The sequence below is a fragment of the Marinococcus luteus genome, from assembly GCF_900106595.1.
Lineage (GTDB): Bacteria > Bacillota > Bacilli > Bacillales > Marinococcaceae > Marinococcus > Marinococcus luteus.
On the sequence record NZ_FNNC01000002.1, the window covers coordinates 50,011 to 69,595 of the forward strand.

The 19,585-nt window shown below is 48.7% G+C and carries 19 protein-coding genes and 1 riboswitch; of the genes, 5 read left to right on the forward strand and 14 right to left on the reverse strand.

What is annotated here, in order from left to right; all coding sequences use genetic code 11:
- The first annotated feature begins 37 nt into the window (after positions 1-37).
- Both thiT and BLV22_RS05680 read left to right on the forward strand, forming a co-directional pair.
- The gene (thiT, locus tag BLV22_RS05675; RefSeq protein ID WP_244897352.1) at positions 38-598 is read left to right on the forward strand and encodes an energy-coupled thiamine transporter ThiT; all 561 of its coding nucleotides are present in this window, start codon (positions 38-40) and stop codon (positions 596-598) included.
- A 122-nt stretch (positions 599-720) separates the two neighbouring features.
- A complete protein-coding gene (locus BLV22_RS05680; protein WP_091612434.1) occupies positions 721-1,764 on the forward strand; it encodes an oxidoreductase in 1,044 nt (347 codons plus the stop codon).
- A gap of 104 nt (positions 1,765-1,868) precedes the next feature.
- On the opposite strand, the gene BLV22_RS05685 is transcribed toward BLV22_RS05680, so the two are convergent.
- Positions 1,869-2,474, reverse strand: coding sequence for a GntR family transcriptional regulator (locus BLV22_RS05685; protein WP_091612437.1), 606 nt, complete (start codon positions 2,472-2,474; stop codon positions 1,869-1,871).
- A gap of 91 nt (positions 2,475-2,565) precedes the next feature.
- Between BLV22_RS05685 and BLV22_RS05690 the strand changes: the two genes are divergently transcribed.
- Both BLV22_RS05690 and BLV22_RS05695 read left to right on the forward strand, forming a co-directional pair.
- The gene (locus tag BLV22_RS05690; protein WP_091613341.1) at positions 2,566-3,564 is read left to right on the forward strand and encodes an NAD(P)-binding domain-containing protein; all 999 of its coding nucleotides are present in this window, start codon (positions 2,566-2,568) and stop codon (positions 3,562-3,564) included.
- Entirely contained in the window at positions 3,561-4,988 is a 1,428-nt protein-coding gene (locus tag BLV22_RS05695) for a four-carbon acid sugar kinase family protein (protein WP_245724026.1), read from the forward strand. Before BLV22_RS05690 ends, BLV22_RS05695 begins: the two co-directional genes overlap by 4 nt.
- A 46-nt stretch (positions 4,989-5,034) precedes the next feature.
- On the opposite strand, the gene thiE is transcribed toward BLV22_RS05695, so the two are convergent.
- The 6 genes from thiE to coaW all read right to left on the reverse strand — a co-directional run bounded on the left by thiE (position 5,035) and on the right by coaW (position 12,396).
- Positions 5,035-5,694 (reverse strand): thiamine phosphate synthase, encoded by a 660-nt coding sequence (gene thiE / locus BLV22_RS05700; protein WP_091612440.1) that lies wholly within the window; start codon positions 5,692-5,694, stop codon positions 5,035-5,037.
- Between the two features lie 12 nt (positions 5,695-5,706).
- Positions 5,707-6,510: a hydroxyethylthiazole kinase gene (gene thiM, locus BLV22_RS05705; RefSeq protein ID WP_091612442.1), complete on the reverse strand. Its 804-nt coding sequence runs from the start codon at positions 6,508-6,510 to the stop codon at positions 5,707-5,709.
- A 17-nt stretch (positions 6,511-6,527) separates the two neighbouring features.
- The gene (thiD, locus tag BLV22_RS05710) at positions 6,528-7,340 is read right to left on the reverse strand and encodes a bifunctional hydroxymethylpyrimidine kinase/phosphomethylpyrimidine kinase (RefSeq protein ID WP_091612445.1); all 813 of its coding nucleotides are present in this window, start codon (positions 7,338-7,340) and stop codon (positions 6,528-6,530) included.
- 99 nt (positions 7,341-7,439) lie between these two features.
- Positions 7,440-7,539, reverse strand: a riboswitch (TPP riboswitch).
- A gap of 41 nt (positions 7,540-7,580) precedes the next feature.
- Entirely contained in the window at positions 7,581-10,940 is a 3,360-nt protein-coding gene (locus tag BLV22_RS05715) for an efflux RND transporter permease subunit (RefSeq protein ID WP_091612448.1), read from the reverse strand.
- 131 nt (positions 10,941-11,071) lie between these two features.
- Entirely contained in the window at positions 11,072-11,530 is a 459-nt protein-coding gene (locus tag BLV22_RS05720; protein ID WP_176967669.1) for a MarR family winged helix-turn-helix transcriptional regulator, read from the reverse strand.
- Positions 11,531-11,535: 5 nt separating this feature from the next.
- Positions 11,536-12,396 carry a type II pantothenate kinase gene (gene coaW / locus BLV22_RS05725; RefSeq protein WP_091612453.1) on the reverse strand — a complete coding sequence of 287 codons (861 nt, stop codon included), beginning with the start codon at positions 12,394-12,396 and terminating at the stop codon, positions 11,536-11,538.
- Positions 12,397-12,640: 244 nt separating this feature from the next.
- On the opposite strand from coaW, the gene cls reads away from it, so the two are divergent.
- On the forward strand, positions 12,641-14,098 hold the full coding sequence (gene cls, locus BLV22_RS05730) for a cardiolipin synthase (protein ID WP_091612456.1): 1,458 nt from the start codon (positions 12,641-12,643) through the stop codon (positions 14,096-14,098).
- Positions 14,099-14,143: 45 nt separating this feature from the next.
- Here cls and BLV22_RS05735 read toward each other — a convergent pair whose 3' ends face one another.
- The 7 genes from BLV22_RS05735 to BLV22_RS05760 all read right to left on the reverse strand — a co-directional run bounded on the left by BLV22_RS05735 (position 14,144) and on the right by BLV22_RS05760 (position 19,527).
- On the reverse strand, positions 14,144-15,277 hold the full coding sequence (locus tag BLV22_RS05735) for a glycerate kinase (RefSeq protein ID WP_091612458.1): 1,134 nt from the start codon (positions 15,275-15,277) through the stop codon (positions 14,144-14,146).
- A gap of 21 nt (positions 15,278-15,298) precedes the next feature.
- Positions 15,299-15,748, reverse strand: coding sequence for a hypothetical protein (locus BLV22_RS05740; protein WP_091612461.1), 450 nt, complete (start codon positions 15,746-15,748; stop codon positions 15,299-15,301).
- Positions 15,749-15,844: 96 nt separating this feature from the next.
- Positions 15,845-16,327, reverse strand: a complete 483-nt coding sequence (locus BLV22_RS05745; RefSeq protein WP_091612464.1) for a GtrA family protein — start codon at positions 16,325-16,327, stop codon at positions 15,845-15,847.
- A gap of 31 nt (positions 16,328-16,358) precedes the next feature.
- Complete coding sequence (locus BLV22_RS05750; protein WP_091612468.1) at positions 16,359-17,519, reverse strand: glycosyltransferase family 4 protein; 1,161 nt, start codon at positions 17,517-17,519, stop codon at positions 16,359-16,361.
- A 19-nt stretch (positions 17,520-17,538) separates the two neighbouring features.
- Positions 17,539-18,687, reverse strand: a complete 1,149-nt coding sequence (locus BLV22_RS05755; RefSeq protein WP_091612471.1) for an NAD-dependent epimerase/dehydratase family protein — start codon at positions 18,685-18,687, stop codon at positions 17,539-17,541.
- A gap of 280 nt (positions 18,688-18,967) precedes the next feature.
- Positions 18,968-19,132, reverse strand: a complete 165-nt coding sequence (locus BLV22_RS15020; protein WP_176967670.1) for a hypothetical protein — start codon at positions 19,130-19,132, stop codon at positions 18,968-18,970.
- 53 nt (positions 19,133-19,185) lie between these two features.
- A complete protein-coding gene (locus BLV22_RS05760; protein WP_176967671.1) occupies positions 19,186-19,527 on the reverse strand; it encodes a general stress protein in 342 nt (113 codons plus the stop codon).
- Positions 19,528-19,585: the final 58 nt, after the last annotated feature.

A 19,585-nucleotide genomic window follows, 5' to 3' on the forward strand; every position in this document is an offset into this window, starting at 1 on the left:
AAGATAGTATCGGTAAATTCCAGGGAGGTGTTCATCGTTGGAGAGGGGTAAACGTTTAGCAATTATGATAGAAACAGCATTCATGGCTGCTCTCTCTTTTATTTTAGGATTTCTTGAATTCGGCGGACCGTGGCTCGCCGGCGGTTCGATTTCTTTTATTATGGTTCCTATTTTTCTGATGGCTTTTCGCCGCGGATGGAAAGCGGGGCTTGCGACAGGGTTTCTGGCAGGAATGCTCCAGCTTCTGCAGGGAGCGACCATCGTCCATCCTGTTCAGCTCGTTCTTGAATACCCGATCGCCTATACGGTGCTCGGCTTTGCTGCAATTTTTACGACTCACGCTGTCTTCCGCGAGCGGATTCCTTATCTTTTGATGCTTATCGGCATTGTCTTCGGGGCGCTCCTTCGCTATATCGATCACTTTGTCTCAGGCGTCATCTGGTTTGGAAGCTATGCACCGGAAGGCACACCTGTTGTGGCATATTCGGCACTTTACAATGCTTCGTATTTAATTCCGCAAACCATTATTACCGTTATTATCCTGTTTGTTATCGCAAAATACCGTCCGAAATTTTTTGATCAGCCGAAATGGAAATAGCATGTTCATACGAAACCCTTTAAAGCGGCAGGACGACTGCCGCTTTTTTCTGTGGTGGCGACGTTTCCTTTTCCGGGCGGAGGGGAAAAGTTCATTAATAACTTTTGAGGAGGTCGTCAGTTATGCAGCCAATCAATACTGCTATTATCGCTTTTGGTTTTTCAGGATCTGTGTTCCATACACCTATTATTGAAAAAAGCGATCACTTTAATATCCGTCTCGTGTCATCCTCGAGTGCGGAAAAAGTACATGAACGGCTTCCGGATGTTGAAGTCACCGATGAAGCAGAAGAAGCCTGCCGGCGCGAGGATATTGATCTTGTTGTCATTACCAGTCCGAACACGACGCATTATCCTTTGGCTAAAGCTGCAATTGAAAACGGCAAGCACGTTGTTTTGGAAAAACCATTCGTGCCTACATATGAGGAAGCCGTGGAGCTGACGGAGCTTGCCGAAGCAAATGATGTCGTTTTAAGCGTGTATCACAACCGCCGCTGGGACGGTGATTTCCTGACAATCCGCTCCTTGATGGAAGCAGGGGCGCTTGGCGACATTCATACCTTTCAGGGTACGTGGAACGATTACGCACCGGAGGTGGAGGGCCTCTGGCGCGAACAGGACCTGCCTGGCTCGGGCAGCTGGTTTGACTTAGGCGCCCATTTCATTGATCAGGCGCTTGAACTGTTCGGTATGCCGGAAACCATTTTCGCTGACCTTGAAATGCAGCGCCCGAAGACGAATAATACCGATTATTTTCACGCGATTCTTGGATATCCAAACCAGCGGGTTATTTTACAATCAAGCTTTCTTGCTGTCGGAGAAGTCCCGCGGTATATTGTGCACGGAACAAAAGGCAGCTTTGTAAAATACGGGTTTGATCCCCAGGAGGATATGTTGATTAATGGGAAAACGCCCGGGGATCAGGGATGGGCTATGGAAGATGAAGCTTACTATGGTACATTTACTGACGCCTACGGGGGAACTGAAAAAATTCCTACGCATCAGGGATCGTATGAATCCTATTATGAAAAGATCGCCCAGGCTATCCAAGAGGATGCTAAAAATCCGGTGACCGCTATTGAAGCGAGCAGAGTCATCCGTCTGCTTGAGCTCGCCGAGAAAAGTGATTGGGAAAAACGTGTCATTCCAGTTTCTTTTAATAAATAAAAATGTTTTGGGAGCTCCCCCGTGCTTATGGGTTTTTATCACACCTGTCTGCATGGGGGGTTTTTTATTTTTTGGAAAGGAGCTGCAGAAAAATTTCGCCGGCCTCACCACGAATGTATGGAAAAATCCAGGTCCTTTTTCAAATGGCTTTTCATCAATGATTCTGCCTGGTCCTCCTCATGATTCTGGATTGCTTCAAGTATGGCCTCGTGCTCTTCAATCAAACGCGGCCTCTGGTGATACACTACTGTTCTCCGGAATAAAAAAATAACTGACTGCATCCGCTCGATGGTATCGATTAATACATCATTATTGCTCGCCCTGACAATAATATCGTGAAATTCCTTGTTTGCTTCCATTATTTCTTCCGTGGTTCCCTGCTTCCCTGTCTCTACACACCTCTGCAGACCTTCTATCCGGTCAGGTCCCATATACCGGGCAGCCTGGCGGACAGCGAACCCTTCGAGCAGCATCCGCACATCAAACGTATTCATTAAATCTTTAATAGTCGGATTAATTACCCGCTTATCTTTAATTAAGCCTTCCTCTTCAAGCTTGCGCATCGCGTCTCTTACAGGGGTCCGGCTGACTCCAAGTTCCTCTGCAAGTTTTACTTCCGTTAATTTTTCCCCGCGTTCATATTTTTCCTCAAATATGGCATCCCGAATTTTTTCGTATGCCGTATCTGAAGCAGAATGCTGTTGATTCATCGTGTCCCCATCCCTTCTCGTGCAGTCTTCTGTCCTCATTTCATATTCTCATTATACCTATCTCATAGAAATTAAAACAACTCGCCAGTTAATGTATACAATAATTATAAAATTGTGTACAATTGTTTTTGTTGAAAGCCTTATCAATTTTAATGAAAAACATTTTCTATTTAATAAACTGAAGGAGTGGAACCATATGAATATTGGACAAATTGGTCTAGGCATTATGGGAGGGCCGATGGCCGAAAATCTTCTGAAGGCCGGTTTTGCACTGAAGGGGTTTGATATTCACCCCGCAGCCAGGCAGCGGGTAACGGAAGCAGGTGGAGAAGCCGTCGATGCCGCCGGAAAAGCAGCCGAAAACAGCGACATTATTATCACCATGCTCCCCACGACAGCCATACTCGATGAGGTAATAATAAATGACATCCTGCCGGTCGTGAAAAAAGGAGCAGTCGTTATTGATATGAGCTCTGTATCCCCCGTGGATTCCAAGCGCTGGGCAGAGAAGCTTCAGGAAAAAGAAGCAGCCTTTCTGGATGCACCGGTGAGCGGCGGTGAGCCAAAAGCGATAGACGGTACACTTTCCATCATGGCTGGTGGCGACGATCACTCCTTTGCCGCTGCCTATCCAGTTCTACGCGCTGTCGGAACAGACGTCACACACGTTGGCGAAGTGGGAGCCGGGTCCACCACGAAGCTTGCCAATCAAATATTAGTAAATGTCACGATGGCTGCCATGTCGGAAGCCGTTCTCCTTGCTTCCAAAGCAGGGGCAGATATTGATAAAGTATATGAAGCCATCCGCAACGGACTGGCCGGCAGCAGTGTGCTCGACGCAAAAATCCCGAAAATTCTCGAACGGGACTTTACTGCAGGCGGACGGATTGACATTAATTTAAAGGATCTCTCCAACGTACTTCAGACCGGTAAATCCCTCGGGGTCCCCCTGCCGCTTGCGTCTGACGTAGCTGAAATGTACGAATCCATGGTCGCACACGGCAAAAAATCCGACGATCACAGCGGGGTGCTCCAGCACTACGAAATGCTCGCGAACTATTCGGTGCCAAAAGGAGGAAAACACGGGTGACACAGATAAATAATTATATTAACTCTTTGCCCACTTATGATGAAAAGAAGGTAGATGCTTTATTCACAGAAGCAGCCAAAGACATGCCTCACAAAATCATCTCCCTCGATGACGATCCAACGGGTGTACAGACTGTCCATGGTGTACCGGTATATACAGACTGGGAGGAGGATACTATCCGCGAGGCATTTGAAGACGCGCGGCAGCTGGTGTTCATTCTTACAAATTCGCGATCCTTCTCTGAAGCCGAGACAACGAAAGTTCACACCGACATCGCAGAGCGCATAGCCCGCGTGGCTGAAGAAAAAAATCAGCCGTTTCTGCTGATCAGCCGGGGAGACTCCACCCTGCGGGGGCACTACCCGCTGGAAACAGAGGTTTTAAAAGACACACTCGAGTCCCGGACAGGCAAAGCAGTGGACGGAGAAATTCTTCTTCCCTTTTTTGAACAGGGCAACCGGCGCACCGCTTTCGACGTGCACTACATTCAGCAGGGAGAAACCTTTGTACCCGTGGCGGAGACGGAATTTGCCAACGACCGGATGTTTGGATTTGCTTCAAGTCACTTAGGTGACTATGTGGAAGAAAAAACAAACGGCAGGTTTAAAAAGGAAGACGTTATTTCCATTTCCATCGATGAGCTCCGGGCCCTCAACTTCGAAGCGATCGAGGCTAAACTCGAACAGGCGGCTTCCTTTCAAAAAATCATCGTCAATGCTGTCAGTGAAACAGATGTAAAAGTATTCTGCACTGCCCTGTTCCGGGTCGTGCAAAATCGGAAAAACTTTCTATTCCGGACAGCCGCGACGTTCACTAAAGAAATTGGCGGCATCACCCGCAAACCATATTTAGACGCAGGCAGCCTCTTCGAGCACCAAAGTGACAACGGCGGCCTCGTTATTATTGGCTCCCATGTGCAAAAATCGACGGAGCAGCTTGAAGCTCTAAAACAGCTGACCGATATTCAATTCGTGGAATTTTATTGCCCTGCCGTGATGGATGAGGAAGCATTTCAGAAGGAAACCCACCGTGTTCAGCAAATCGTTGATAACTCCATCGAGCAGGGAACTACGGTGTGTGTCTACACTTCCCGGGAGCGTATTGACTTAGGGGAAAATAGGAAAGAAGAAGAGCTGGCGCTATCCGTAAAAATTTCCGATGCAGTAACAAAATTTGTGAAGAACGCTGCTTCTCAGCCGGCATTTGTCATTGCCAAAGGCGGTATTACATCAAGCGATGTCGGCACGAAGGGGCTGCTCGTTAAAAAAGCAGAAGTTCTCGGACAAATCGCCCCTGGCGTGCCCGTCTGGCAGACCGATGCCAAAAGCCGTTTCCCGGAAATTCCTTATGTAATATTTCCGGGGAATGTAGGAGAAAAAGAAACATTAATGCACGTCGTACAAACCTTACAGAAGCATATATAACGCAAAGAACCGGCGGGTCAGTTCATCAAACTCCCCGCCGGTTCTTCTATTTTTCCTGTTTTTCTGTTGGTCCATTCAAACGGCTGCGAAGCTCCCTTGCAGCCTTCTCGGGCGCGTCTGCCAGGCTGATGGCGGAAATCAGCGACACTCCGTCAGCCCCCGCCTCCACAATATCAGCGGCGTTGGAGGCGTCGATGCCGCCAATACCTACAATCGGAAGGGTGATTCCTTCAGCCCGGAGCCGGCGAATACCTTCAAGCCCGACCGGAGCTTTGGCATCTTCTTTAGTATCAGTCGCAAACATCGGACCCACGCCCAGGTAATCTGCCCCGTCTGCAGCGGCCTGGTGTGCTTCTTCAATAGTGCGCACGGATACCCCGATCACCATGCGGGCAGGACAGCGCTCTTTGACTTTGGAAGCCGGGTCGTCCTCCTGCCCGATATGAATTCCGTCTGCTTCGAGCCGGATCGCCATATCCACATCGTCATTAACAATAAACGGAACATGAAAGGCAGCACATTGAGCCTTCAACTTCCGGCCAAGCTTCCATTTTTCTTCTTCAGGCAGAGCCCCCTGGCCTTTTTCACGGAACTGGAAGCACGTAATGCCGCCCTGAAGAGCTTTCTGCAGGACCTGTTCCGGATTTCGGTCCCCCGTATTATTGCTTCCCATAATAAAATACAGCTTCAGCATTTCTTTATCCATGATTTCAGCCCCCTATGATTCCTGTTTGACGCGGATATAGTGGCGCAGATCCATTTCCTGTGTTGCATGGAGGGCGTTCAATAATTCAATTTGAAAGGAGCCCGGGCCTTCCCTCGTCGTTAAACTGCCTGCAATTTCCGCTGCCGCCCCGTAATAAGCAAGTGCGGCCGCCACTGCTCCAGCAGAATGCTGGACGGTTAAAAATGATGCCGCGATCGAGCTGAGAAGGCAGCCGGTACCGGTTACTTTTGTCAGCAGTGTATGGCCATTCTGCACGATAAATACTTCGCCCTGATGAGCGACTGCGTCTTCTACTCCAGTCACCGCTGCAATTACTTCAAACCTTCTTGCGGCTTCTTTGGCAAGCTTTGGATTATCTGCTTCCCCCGAAGCGTCCACACCCTGCACATTCCCGCTTTCGCCAAGCAGCGCGGCCATTTCTCCTGCATTTGCCCGGATCAGCGCCACATCCAGCTCTTCGAGAAGCGCCAGCGCCGTTTCCGTCCGGTAAGCCGTCGCGCCTGCCCCTACAGGGTCCAGGATGACGGGGATGCCCTTTTCATTGGCTGCTTTGCCGGCTATCCGCATCGCCTTCACCTGTTCGCGGTTCAGCGTACCAATATTGAGTACAAGTGCATTCGCCGCTTTGGCCATTTCTGCTGCTTCCTCCGGCGCATTTGCCATTACCGGGGATGCGCCCATGGACAGCAGCCCGTTTGCGGTGAAATTGGTTACTACTGTGTTCGTAATATTATGAATCAGCGGCCGTGTTTTTCGTACTTCCTCCAGCAGACCTATAACTTCCTTTGCTTTCATGCCGATCCCTCATTTCTTTATTTTAGTAGTTGATCGAGTGGGACGCGCGCCCCCCAGTGATTGACCGGTCCATTGCCTTTACCAATCTCAAGGGGATGTGAAATCGCATTGGTAATATATTCCTTGCTTTCCTGCACAGCTAAATAAATGGATTTACCCCGTGCAAGCTTTGCGGCAATCGCCGCTGATAGTGTACAGCCCGTGCCGTGCGTGTGCTTTGTATCCGTCCGCGGCGAACGAAAATAATGAATTTCTCCATCGACGTACAAAATATCGACCGCGTCTTCTTTCATATGACCGCCTTTAACAAGCGCTGCCCGGGCCCCCAATTCATCAACAATTTTTTTTGCAGCTGCTTCCATCTCTTCGAGGGATTCAACCCGAAAACCTGTTAAATTCGCGGCTTCAGCCATATTCGGGGTGACGACCGCGGCCAGAGGAAGAAATTCATTTTTCATTACTTCAAGCGTCTCCTCCTCAGCCAGGGAGTCTCCGCTTGTGGCAACCATCACCGGGTCAATAACCACCGGCAGGTCATATTTTTTCAGCATGTTCACCGTCGTCCGGATCATATCCGGCGTTGCGATCATCCCGGTTTTTACTGCATCCGGCATAATGTCATCAAATACGGAATCCAGCTGGGCCTGCAGCAGACTGGTGCTCATATGCTCCACCTGCTGGACCCCGGTCGTATTTTGTGCGAGCACGCTCGTAATAGCAGACATTCCATAGGCTTCACATTCCTGAAATGCTTTCAAATCAGCCTGAATCCCCGCCCCGCCGGTAGGATCTGTTCCGGCAATGGTTAATACTTTAGGTACTTGTGGCATTCGTTGTATCCTCCTTTAAAAGGAATCCTGCTTTAGGTTCAAAAAAAGCTCACTCCCTGAAGTAGAGAGTGAGCTTTGGCGTATACGTACGTATTTGTATAAAACGAAGCTCCACTTCCCTACGCTGGTACTACCCAGATCAGGTTCGAAGGGACCAAGAATGGTTCTTGTCTCAGCGCAGGCGCCCCTAGCGGATTCCTTACTATTTTTCTTAATCGTACGTGACGCACAGTCCTAATGTCAATTTTTTTCATCATGACCGGAATTTTTATTTTTGTCCGGATTCTTTGATGCACGGTTTTGTTCCTCTTGTTCCGAGTTACCGACGATACGTTCGAGAAGGTACAGAATCTCATCCCGCGATAAATCTTCGCGTTTTTTATCTTCTACATTCTGAGGTTCATTGCTCTCTTCTGTAGTTTCATTTTTCTGCTGATCTTCTTTGTTATTCTGCTCTTCCTGTTCTCTCTTTTCCCGTTCCTTACGCCGTTCTTCTACTTCCCATCCGTACATGTAGCCGCCGTCCGGCATGGCGAATTTTTTATTCATGCTTCTTGTTTCTTTGGTAAACAGAGTGTAGAGCGTTGGAATAATAAACAGGGTCAGGAACGTACTGCTGATGAGACCGCCGATAACCGCAATACCCATCGGCTGCTGAATTTCTGCTCCTTCCCCGAATCCGAGGGCGAGCGGCAGAACACCAAGAATGGTTGTAAAGGCCGTCATCAGTATAGGCCGCGCCCGCTTTTTCACAGATTCAATGACCGCTTCTCTTACCGGCATGCCCCGGTTCACCAGCTGATTCGTATAATCAACAAGGACAATCGCGTTGTTGACGACAATACCTGCAAGCACTATCAAGCCGATAAACACGGTAATACTGAGCGGTGTCTGGGTTGCAAACAGCGCCAGCATAACACCGATCACGACCAGCGGTACGCTGAACATTACCACAAATGGATATTTAAATGATTCAAACTGCCCGGCCATAACGAGATAAATGAACACTACCGCCAGCAGGAAGGCAAACACAAGACTTTGAATGCTGTCATCGAGAAGCTCTTGTTCGCCGGAGAAATTTAATGTGGTCGCCGCTCCGGTATCCACGTCGTCAATCGTGTCTTCAATTAACGTAGAGGTGTCATTCAGGCTCGTACCGGTACCGTATGTGACTGTAAATTCAGTACTCCGTTCCTGATCGAGCCGGTTAATGACCGCCGGGCCTTCTCCTTCTTCAATATCAGCCACGTCGCTTAAGCTGACGTATTCTCCCTGGGGCGTAGCGAGCTGCAGGCTTTCAAGGTCTTCCTGGTTTTCAAGGGAATCCTCTGCATACTGCACGTTCACGTTCAGCGGACCTTCGTTATCCGTCTGAATCGTCGACGCCACTTCCCCGCTTGTCGTGCTGTTCACCGTCTGGGCGATTTCAGCAGGCGTCAGGCCATTGTCCTGAGCATCTTCTTCATTAATCTGCACCTGGATTTCCGGAGCAGTCTCTTCATCTGATGTTTCTACATTGCGAATCGTGTTTTCACTTTCAAGCTCCGACTGCACTGCGTCTGCATCTTCAGCGAGCCGCTCTTCATTTTCGTTTGAGAGCGTAAATTCCACGGAGTTTGCTTCTCCCCCGCCGATGGCTGCAGAAGACGATAGCGAAATATCTGCCTGCTCGTCAGTGTTTTCCACATCGGATTCAATTTCTTCAATCATTTCCTCTGTCGATATATCCCGGTCTTCCAGATCCTCCATCGTAACTGTAATAGAAGCTTCGTTGGATCCCGAGCTTCCGCCGCCTCCGGCTCCAATTGCGCTGCCGCCCGAGCCGACCACTGACATATAGCTTGCAATCTCATTCTGATCTTCAAGCACGCTTTCAATTTCGTCTACCGTTTCCCCGGTCGTTTCCAGGTTTGTGCCATTTTCTTTTTCCACATTAACCGTGAAAAAACCCTGGTCTGTCGTCGGGATAAAGTTAATCCCGGTCTGGGCGATACCGCCGGCTCCGCCAAGCAGCAGGAGAAGCGTCAGCAACAGAGCAACTGCACGGTGGCCGAGGACCCAGCGGATTGAACGGTCCAGAAATCTCATTGGCCGGGATTTTTCACGTTTTACTTCCCTGTCTTCCGGCAGCGGCTTCAGCACACGGCTTGCAATCATCGGCACTACGGTGACAGCTACAAGCAGGGAAGCAAGCAGACTGAAGGCTACCGACAGGGCAAAGGCCTGGAAGATCTCACCGACAATACCGGAAATAAAGACGATTGGCAGAAAGACAGCGACCGTCGTCAGGGTCGAAGCTGTAATCGCACCGGCCACTTCCTTCGTACCGTCGAGAGCTGCCCGTTTAGGGAGCTTTTTCATCGATAGATGCCTGTAGATGTTTTCAATAACAACAATAGCGTTGTCGACAAGCATCCCGATACCAAGGGCCAGACCGCCCATCGTCATTAAGTTTAAGCTCACATCGGTAAAGTAAAGAAATGCGAATGTCACAATAACCGAAAACGGTATCGCAATACCAATAATGAGCGGTGTCGTTAAGTTTCTTAAGAAGAAGAAAAGAACAACCATGGCGAACACGCCGCCGGCAATTAGCGCAAGCGCTACGCTGTTAATCGACTGTTGGACGTAATCCCCTTCATCGTAAATAATCGTAGTGTCGAGATCATTGTACTGATCTTCTTCAAGCAGGTCGTCCAGTGTCTCGTTAAAGTCCGTGGATACCTGGGCCGTGTTGGCATCTGACTCCTTCAGCACTGTCATTTGAATGCCGGGCTCCTGGTTCACTTCGGTGTAGGCTGTCTGTTCCTCAGTCGTACGCTCTACTTCTCCTACATCACTGACAGTAACCGTATCGCCGGATTCATCCTGGCCTACCGACACTTCTTCCAAATCTTCAGCCCCGTTCAGTTCATTGACTGTGCGGGTCGTTAATGTGCGCTCTCCGGAGTTAATCGTTCCCCCGGGCTGCGTAATATTATTTGCCTGTACAGCATTTGTGACGTCAGACTGGGTCACATTATTGTCTTCAAGCGATTCCTGATCCAGTGAGATTTCGAATATTTCATCCAGTCCACCGCTTGTATCAACACTTGCGACCCCTTCGGTCCGTTCGAGTTCGGTTACAATGTCTTCCACCTGGCTCTGGGTTTCAGCCAGGCCGTTCCCTTCGGAGAAGGCAGCCATTTGAATCATGCCCTGAGCATCCGGGTCAAACTCGATAAACGAAGGATCCCCGGCATCATCCGGCAGGTTGGCATTATTCATGGCATTGTTGATCTCCTGCTGCACGTCCTCCACCGAGGTGCTCCATGAGAGTTCAAGCAGTACAAGGCTTGTGCCTTCCTCTGACTGTGAGGTCATGCGGTCCAGTCCTTCGATAGTGGAGAGCTGCTCTTCCATCGGCTCTGTGACGCTGCTTTCAATTTCTTCCGGGCCGGCACCCTCATAGTTTGTCGCTACAGCAGCGACCGGCGGTTCAATCTCCGGAAACAGCTGCAAAGGCAGATTCGTCAGCGATACGAAACCCATCATGATAAATAAAATCATGCCGACAATGGTCAGTTTCGGCCGCCGGATAGATGTGCGGGTAATTTTCATGCATCGTTCCTCCATTGGTATGTATATTTCGATGGTTCAGCGTCTAAACTGTTAAGTAACTTAATTACACAAACAACCTTAAACGACTGTCTTATTTCCGTCAATGAAGATGCATGGGCGGCCTGACTCATTTATTTTTTATAGGCTTTATTGATTTCTTCCTCAAGCCGGTGTATGACCTGGTTTGCCTGCTTTAATTCTTCAAGCGGTATTTTGGCAATATACTGATCAACAATATTTTGTTGGAAAATTGTCAATTCTTCTTTCAGCTTCCGGCCTTTCACCCCATAAACAAGATGCGTCTCTCTTTTGTTTTCTTTATTGGCGGCACGGTAAAGAAGATCTTCTTCTTCGAGGCGTTTCATTGCCTGGCTTACCGCGCTTTTTGAAATGCGCAGCCGGTGAGCCATCTCTGTCAATGTCAGACCTTCATGCCGCAGGTTCATAAAAAACAGCGCCTCCTGGCGGGTGGTCAATTGCAGTTCCCCGAGCATCGGAACCTCCGGCTGCAGCAGTGTACTAATATTTTCAAGTGTATTTACCGCCTGTTCAAACAGCTCTCTGTGTGTATATGGTTCCATTTCGCTCATCTCACTCATCCTTTTCTTTCAGCTTTCTTTGCAGCAATCTGCGGCTGTTCATGCATATAAGCACCTACGGCTCCACTGAATTCTCCGTATGGAAGAAAGCAGGGTTCTTTTCCGCGGAGTTTCGTATAGCCGCCAATAATTTCTTTTAAATTGTCGTGCTTATCAAAGGTGGAGCCAATATACACTATGGAATCGGTGTTCAGCCGGTCGGCCATCTGTACACTCATCGTCGTAATCGTCTCACCAATCATGCGTACAACAGCAGCAATATAGTCTTTATTTTCATATTCATTGTTTTTCATATTCATAATATTTCCGAAGTTACTGGCCGTAAGGTCTCCGGAAATCGGCGGCTCTTCATCAGTATAAATATCCTTCACCTTGACGTTCAGCGACCGTCCGTCCCCTTCTTTTCCAAGCTGCAGGATTTCTTCATACGTCTCTATGCCAGTGAGAAGGTAGGAAAGACCGATAAGCGTTCCTCCTCCCATCCCGCTGCCGCCGACGCGTTCGTATTCTTCCGGGCCGGCAAAATGTATCGAGGTGCCGGTCCCGACATTTGTAATAATATACGTATCCCCGTAGGTATTGTCTTCATTAAAATGTTTCCGCAGATAGGAAACACCTTTACAGGTGGCTTCAAACTCACTGATGAGCTCTGCAGGCCAGGGCAGAGACTTCCGCAGCGTTTCCGCCTGCCCTCCTGTAATGTGAATAACTGGATTGTCGATCCGGTCTTCAATCCATTCCTGCACCTTCTCCATGTCGGTTAAAGGTATTTTCTGCAGTTCCCATTCGTCGTTCACACGATAAGCAATTTTAATCAGCGTACCTCCTGCATCAATACCGACTACTTCGTTTTCCATTATTCTCCCCCTGTCCCGCGTTCAAATAGTTATATCTTCTGTCGTCTCTTCGTATTTTATCCTACTTCCTGACGAATTGAAAACGATGCAGCATGCCGGCTCTTCCTGTTTTTCTCAAAATTATAGGTTTCCTGCTTCGCAATGGCGTTAATTTTGTTAAAATAATACTACTGCCTCATACGCAGGTGTCTATAAATTTAACAAGGTCCTCCGTTTCAGCATAGAGGAAGAATGGGGAAAGCAGATGGGCTTCGAGATACTATCCATTTTCTTAGCAATATTATCGATTTTTAATTTATTTTTCGCCTTTGTAATTATCTTTATTGAAAAACGGAACGCCACCGCCATCTGGGCCTGGATTATGGTGCTGTTTTTTATTCCTTTTTTAGGATTCGTGCTTTATTTAATTTTCGGGCAGAACCTGACCAGAAAACGGCTGTTTGACTGGGCGGACATTGAAAAGATTGGAATTGAAGAACTGATTAAGGAGCAGATGCATACACTGCGCAACGGCACTTTTCAATTTTCGGATTCTGTTTCCTCCAAGAACCGGGACCTGATCTATATGCAGCTCGCAAACGATGGGTCGGTGCTTACGAAGGAAAACGACGTTCGTGTGTATACTGACGGCCGCGAAAAGTTCAATAACCTGATTGAGGATATCGAGAAGGCTCAGGATCATATTCATCTGCAGTACTACATTCTTCGAAGTGACAACCTCGGGCGACGGGTTATTGAAGCACTCAGGAAAAAAGCAGAAGAGGGAGTTGTCGTACGGCTGCTCTATGATGACATGGGTTCGAGAAAAATGCGTAAAAAAGCACTTCAGGGACTTGAAGCAGCCGGCGGAGAAGTGGCGGTCTTCTTCCCGAAGCGCCTGCCGATTATTAATTTGCGCCTCAATTACCGCAACCACCGGAAAATTGTTGTGATAGACGGAAAAACCTCCTACGTCGGCGGCTTTAATATTGGCGATGAATACCTCGGACTCAGCAAAAAGTTCGGGTACTGGCGGGACACACATCTGCGCCTGGAAGGGCAGTCCGTCAAAACGGCGCAGACCCGGTTTATTCTCGACTGGAACCAGGCTAATTCCAGAAATCCTATCCATTACGAAGAGCGTTATTTTCCAACTCTCGCAGAGCCTGGGGATGCAAGCATGCAGATTGTCTCAAGCGGCCCGGACTCCGAGTGGGAGCAGATTAAGAACGGGTATATAAAAATGATCAACTCCGCCAAGCATTCGGTTTATATCCAGACCCCCTATTTTATTCCGGATGAGAGTCTGATGGATGCCATACGGATCGCCTCTTTATCCGGGGTCGACGTCCGCATCATGATCCCGAGTATGCCCGATCATCCGTTTGTCTACTGGGCCACGTATTCCCATGTGGGCATTGCTCTTCGTACCGGCGCCCGTGTTTATATTTACAACAATGGCTTTATTCATGCCAAAACGATCATGGTGGATGACGAAATCAGTTCGGTGGGCACAGCCAATATCGACGTACGCAGCTTCCGTCTGAACTTCGAAGTGAACGCTTTTATTTACCATGCGGAAACGACGAAACAGCTGACCGATACCTTCCTGTACGATATGAATACACATTCCTCCGAGCTCACCCTCGAGGCGTACCGGCAGCGCTCGCTCTGGATCCGTATCAAGGAAGCAGTATCCCACCTTTTATCCCCGATTTTATAAACGATGCAAAAATCCGCTGCCTCCCACAGAGAAGCAGCGGATTTTTTATGTTTTCCACAGGCCGCCGAGACTCCGGGCCCAGTTTTCGATGTAGCGGGCGCTTTCCTGCATTGCCTCTTCGAGTGAAACGATGCCCGGTACCATACTGAAAGCAGCATCAATGCCCGCTTCATACACCTTTTCATAACCATCGCCAAGCTGGCCGGCAACCGCGACAACCGTGCTTCCTTCCGGGGAGGCTTTCGCTACTCCGACGGGCGTTTTGCCAAATACGGTCTGGGCATCGATTTTTCCTTCGCCGGTAATAACGAGTGACGCCCCGGCACTCCGTTCAGCGAAGCGGCTCTCTTCAAGCACAATGTCTATGCCTGGCTCAAGAGAAGCATTTAAAAAAGCTATCGCACCGGCCCCCAGGCCTCCCGCTGCCCCAGCTCCTTGTTCCTGAAGCACCGGTTTATGCAGATCCCGTTCGATCACTTCCCCGAAGGCCTGCAGCGCTTGGTCCAGCTCCTGAACAGCTTCATTCCCTGCCCCCTTCTGCGGGCCGTAAACAGCACTCGCTCCCTCCGGACCCGTCAGCGGATTCGTAACGTCACAGGCCGCACGCACGGTTACTTCATGGATTCTCTTGTCGAGCCCGTCGGTATCAATGCGGTGCAGATGCTTCAGCGCCCTTCCGCCGGGCTCAAGTTCATTGCCGCTCCGGTCCAGAAAGCGAACGCCCAGCGCAGCAGCCATCCCGGCCCCGCCGTCATTGGTGGCACTCCCCCCGAGACCTAAAATAATTCGCTCCGCCCCTTTATTGAGCGCTTTCAAAATCATCTGTCCTGTACCATGGGAGGTGGCCGTTAACGGGTTCCTCCTCTCTTTGGCCACGAGGCCGATGCCTGAAGCTTCTGCCATTTCAATAACCGCTGTGCGGGATTGCTGGATGTAGACAAATTCAGCCTTCACGGCACTTCCGTCCGGGCCGGAAACATCCACTGTATGAACCTCCCCGCCAAGACCATCCCGAAGCGACTGTGTGGTTCCTTCGCCGCCATCGGCCATAGGGATCAGTTCTGTAACGAGGTCGTCGGGATTTCCAATACCCTTGCGGAATCCCCTTTCGATTGCCTGAGCAGCCTCCATGGCTGTCATGCTTTCCTTGAATGAATCCGGTGCAATCACTACTTTCAATTGCGCCTCCTCCTTTACGCTTTACGACTGATTGGGATAAATAGAAGATGCGTGCTGCTCCAGCATTTTTTCAAACAGCCATTTTTTCTCCGGGAGCGGCAGCATACAGTCAAATTGTGTCATGTCTTCGTTTTTAAAAAAGCCGAGCGTTCCCTGGCAAAAACCGCAATAGGACGTTTGGTGAGTCAGCGGCTGCTCATCCGGGAACCAGTCATTTTCCGAAGGCACAAATTCACCGCTCATATTCCAGCCGGTTCCATCGGTTAACTGTACAGAAGCCAGAAGCTTGTACGCCTTCTGTCCTTCCTCTTTGTCTGCGGCTGCCATCTGCACGTAGGAATCCTCCACCTGAAGCAGGCGGGGAATTTCATTTTCCCGAAGCTCCCGGAAGGACGGAGTTTCCTGGCCTGTCTGACGCAGGTAGTTCATATGCTCCTGGTACCTCGATAAGTATAAATGGATAGGTTCCAAATCGTTTCCCCCTTTTTTTCAGTATAGCATGAGTATTCTTTTGAAATAATAAAAGAACATCCCGCTCCGCTGCGGCAGCGGCTCTGAGATGTTCTTCTACTGGTTTTCTTCCCGTGACGATTGTTCACGGTTTGGATACCGGCGGTTAAAGTCTTTAAACACAAAGTATTTCATCATAAAGAAACTCGCCGTGAACGAAGCCAGCATTGCCAGCCCCTTAGCCAGGTTCTGGCGGATCCATGTCGGTACTCCAAGTGCCTGAAATAAAGCATTAAATCCTAAAAATACGGCGTTATTAATACCAAGGCTGATCAGCCCCTGCACAATAAAAACTAACCGCTGGCGGGTACTTCCTTTCGCGGAATCCCGGAATGTAATAAACACGTTCCAGATGTAACTGTTAGTTACCGCCAGCGCGTAAGCAATCGTATTAAAAAGTGTTAAAGTCATCCGCTCTTCACTTGGAAAAAGAAATAGAAGCAGATTCAACGCTCCTATATCGACTACAGCATTCGTTACACCAATCGCACTAAACTGAAGCGCTTGAAGAGGACCACGCCGCTTTTGATTCTTACCCATAGAACCCCTCTGTTCTTGATGAAATCTCCGCTTATCGGCGTTCTTCTGAAACTGTGTCACTATTTTCCGCCGTTTTTGAAACCTTCACTCCGGCTGCTTCTTTGTATAAATCCCGGATCTGCTCTGCTGCCGCTTCCCAGCCGAAGGCAGCAACATCTGTAAAGGCCTGGTCAGCCAGACGTTTACGGAGGGTTTCATCCTCAAAACGGCAGACAGTATTTTTAAAGTCATCTTTAATTTGTGGATCATACAAAAGGCCATTACGTTCGGATGTAAGCTGTTCCTTTGTCGGTCCGCTTTCGGCAGCAACAAGAGGCAGGCCGGAGGCCATTGCTTCCATAATCACAAGTCCCAGCGTTTCCGTCGTGGAAGGAAACACAAATACGTCGGAGGAGGCAAACGTAGAAGCCAGTTCATCTCCGTGCATAAACCCTGTAAATACAGTATCGGTACCTTCGAAATGCTTTTCCAGCTCCTCACGGTGGGGACCGTCGCCTACAATGGCCAGGCAAAACTTGTCCGATTCTTCGAGAACATCACGGATTTTTTCGATTTCTTTTTCAGCCGCAAGCCGGCCTACATACAGCAGCAGCGTTCTGTCGGTTTTCCCACCTGAAAGCCGTTCCCGCATTTTTCTGCTGTGATGTCCCGGATGGAATTGCTCGGTATCTACTCCACGTTTCCACAAATGCATACGTTCAAATCTTTTTTCCTGGAGTTCTGTCTGGACGGTCTGCGAGGTGCAGAGATTAATGTCCGCTTTATTATGCAGGCGCCGCACATACCACCACATCAGCCATTTCAGCATGCCCAGATTATAGTAGGACATATACTGGGCCAAATTTGTATGGTAGGAGGCAACCAGCGGAACGCCAAGCTTTTTCGCATAGTTTACACCCGAATAGCCTACAACCGCCGGGTTCACGACGTGCACGACGTCAGGATCGAAATCCTGTATATACTTCTTGACTACCCGGTTCGGGAGAGCGAACTTCTTTGAACGATAAAAAGGGAGGGCGCGCGCAGGCACCCCTTTCACTTCTGCTCCATCAAATTCATACACACCCAGATCCGGGGCTACAATCTGTACTTCATGACCATCACGATGCAGCCAGCGTATGCAGGCTGTTAATCGTGTAACAATTCCATCTGTAGAAGGCAGAAAAGTCTCGGTGATGATCATTATCTTCATAGAAGACAACTCCCCGTTTTTATTTCCAGCTCACACTCGGCAGTACGTTCTCTTCGATTACCCGCTCTTTATGTTCAATCACCGCTTTTAAGATGTGGCGGATAACGTCGTCTGTTAAAAAGTGCGGCTCCAGTCCCAAGTCTAAAAGATTGGTGTTTACCGCTTCAAGGAAATGCTCTTCAAGCTCCACCCGCGGGTTTTCCAGATGGTCCACATCTACGTGGTATCCTTCTTCTTCAGCTACCTTTTTCACCCGTTCAGCGAGTTCGAGTACAGAGAAGTCTTCAGTGAACTGGTTAAACACACGGAACTCCCCGGGTTCAGCCGGTTTTTCTGCTGCAATTTCCACACAGCGGACTGTATCTTCGAGGTTCAGGAAACCGCGGGTCTGGCCGCCTTTTCCGTAAACTGTCAAGTTCCGTCCAATCGCGGACTGAATGATAAAACGATTCAGCGCTGTTCCAAAAACCCCGTCGTAGTCCAGACGGTTGGTAAGCACCGGGTCCATATTGGTTTCATTTGTATCCAGGCCGTAAACAATGCCCTGGTTCAAGTCTGTAGCACGGATCCCCCACACACGGCAGGCAAACATAATGTTATGGCTGTCATGCACTTTTGATAAATGGTAAAAGGAGCCCGGCTGCTTTGGAAACGGGAGGCGGTCCTTGCGGCCTTTGTGTTCCACTTCCAGATACCCTTCTTCAATTGGAATATTCGGCGTGCCATATTCGCCCATCGTGCCAAGCTTAATCAGGTGGCAGTCCGGCGCCATTTCTTTAATAGCATAAAGCACGTTCAAATTCCCTACTACGTTATTCACCTGCGTATAGACTGCGTGCTCGCGGTCTATCATCGAATAAGGAGCAGAGCGCTGTTCCGCAAAGTGAACGAACGCTTCCGGTTTTTCCTGTTCCATAACCTGCTGCAGGAAATCGTAATGCTGAAGATCACCTTCGTATGTACGTATTTCTTTTCCTGTCAGCTCTTTCCATTTCGCTACCCTGTCCTCAAGGCTTGCAATCGGGGTAATCGAGTTGGAATGAAGCTCATCATCAATTTTTCTGCGTACCATACTGTCGATAATTGATACGTCATGACCCTGCTTTGATAAGTAAAGCGCGGTCGGCCAACCACAAAATCCATCTCCACCTGCAACAATAATTTTCACGTCAGTTACCTCCACATCATTTAATACAATCTGATAATTCAAACAAGCATAATTCTATGGGTATCTATAAGGTAATTCCTACCTCGTAGAGTGCAAGTTGCCGTCGTATATGTACGTCCGAGTAGAATTCCCATCGAAACAATACCACTCTCCTTATATTAACGCAACTATTTGTCCATATACCACCGTTATTCTATCATACTAACTAATCATTGCAGCTGTCACAGCAATAATTCATAAAAATTACATAAAATTTTATCGAAAAGCGAAGGAAGCCTGTTCAGCGGCGCGGGCCCTGGAAGAGCTTTGGATAAAGGGGCTTTTTCCCTTTATCAAAGATCTGAAGGGACACGCCGCCGCTGGCTTCCGGAGCTGGACAGATCGAAAAGCGGAGGGTGTTATTTAAATGATGTTCGATTAAAATCGCTACATCCTGTAGCAACACCGAACTGACCCGCCTCGTGCGGGCCCTAACACTGAATAAAATCCGGAAAAGATTCACTTTTCAAAAGAGAATTTTTCCGGATCTTCATCCACGGCAATTAGTATATTATGTTCCTTCAGCTGCTCGCTCAGGTCACGTGCTTCTTTATCACTGTATCCAAGCTTTGTTAATCGCTCATAAATATCGGATGCACCGTTTCGAAAAAACTGTTTTACGAACTCCATCGGACTTTTAACGTCTGCTTCTGTATCACTTACTTTTAATTCTTTCGCAGTCGCTTTTTCCGACTCCAGAGCCAAAGCATAAATCTGTTCCCTCTGGATTCCCTGCATCTTTAATTTATTTACAGCCTTCTGTGCTTCTTCTACGGATATAAAAATACGAGCGGTAGACAATAGTTCCCCCTCCTTGCAAGGAATATTACCACTCCGCCCGTAAAATGAAACAAGGAAT

What these genes read in the sequence shown, in the direction of transcription:
- BLV22_RS05715 (WP_091612448.1), bottom strand. Translation starts at nt 10,940, where the DNA reads ATGAAAATTACCCGCACATCTATCCGGCGGCCGAAACTGACCATTGTC.
- coaW (WP_091612453.1), bottom strand. Translation starts at nt 12,396, where the DNA reads ATGGAAAACGAAGTAGTCGGTATTGATGCAGGAGGTACGCTGATTAAA.
- thiE (WP_091612440.1), bottom strand. Translation starts at nt 5,694, where the DNA reads ATGGATAAAGAAATGCTGAAGCTGTATTTTATTATGGGAAGCAATAAT.
- cls (WP_091612456.1), top strand. Translation starts at nt 12,641, where the DNA reads ATGGGCTTCGAGATACTATCCATTTTCTTAGCAATATTATCGATTTTT.
- BLV22_RS05745 (WP_091612464.1), bottom strand. Translation starts at nt 16,327, where the DNA reads ATGGGTAAGAATCAAAAGCGGCGTGGTCCTCTTCAAGCGCTTCAGTTT.
- BLV22_RS05685 (WP_091612437.1), bottom strand. Translation starts at nt 2,474, where the DNA reads ATGAATCAACAGCATTCTGCTTCAGATACGGCATACGAAAAAATTCGG.
- thiM (WP_091612442.1), bottom strand. Translation starts at nt 6,510, where the DNA reads ATGAAAGCAAAGGAAGTTATAGGTCTGCTGGAGGAAGTACGAAAAACA.
- BLV22_RS05680 (WP_091612434.1), top strand. Translation starts at nt 721, where the DNA reads ATGCAGCCAATCAATACTGCTATTATCGCTTTTGGTTTTTCAGGATCT.
- BLV22_RS05690 (WP_091613341.1), top strand. Translation starts at nt 2,566, where the DNA reads ATGTATACAATAATTATAAAATTGTGTACAATTGTTTTTGTTGAAAGC.
- BLV22_RS05750 (WP_091612468.1), bottom strand. Translation starts at nt 17,519, where the DNA reads ATGAAGATAATGATCATCACCGAGACTTTTCTGCCTTCTACAGATGGA.
- thiD (WP_091612445.1), bottom strand. Translation starts at nt 7,340, where the DNA reads ATGCCACAAGTACCTAAAGTATTAACCATTGCCGGAACAGATCCTACC.
- BLV22_RS05720 (WP_176967669.1), bottom strand. Translation starts at nt 11,530, where the DNA reads ATGAGCGAAATGGAACCATATACACACAGAGAGCTGTTTGAACAGGCG.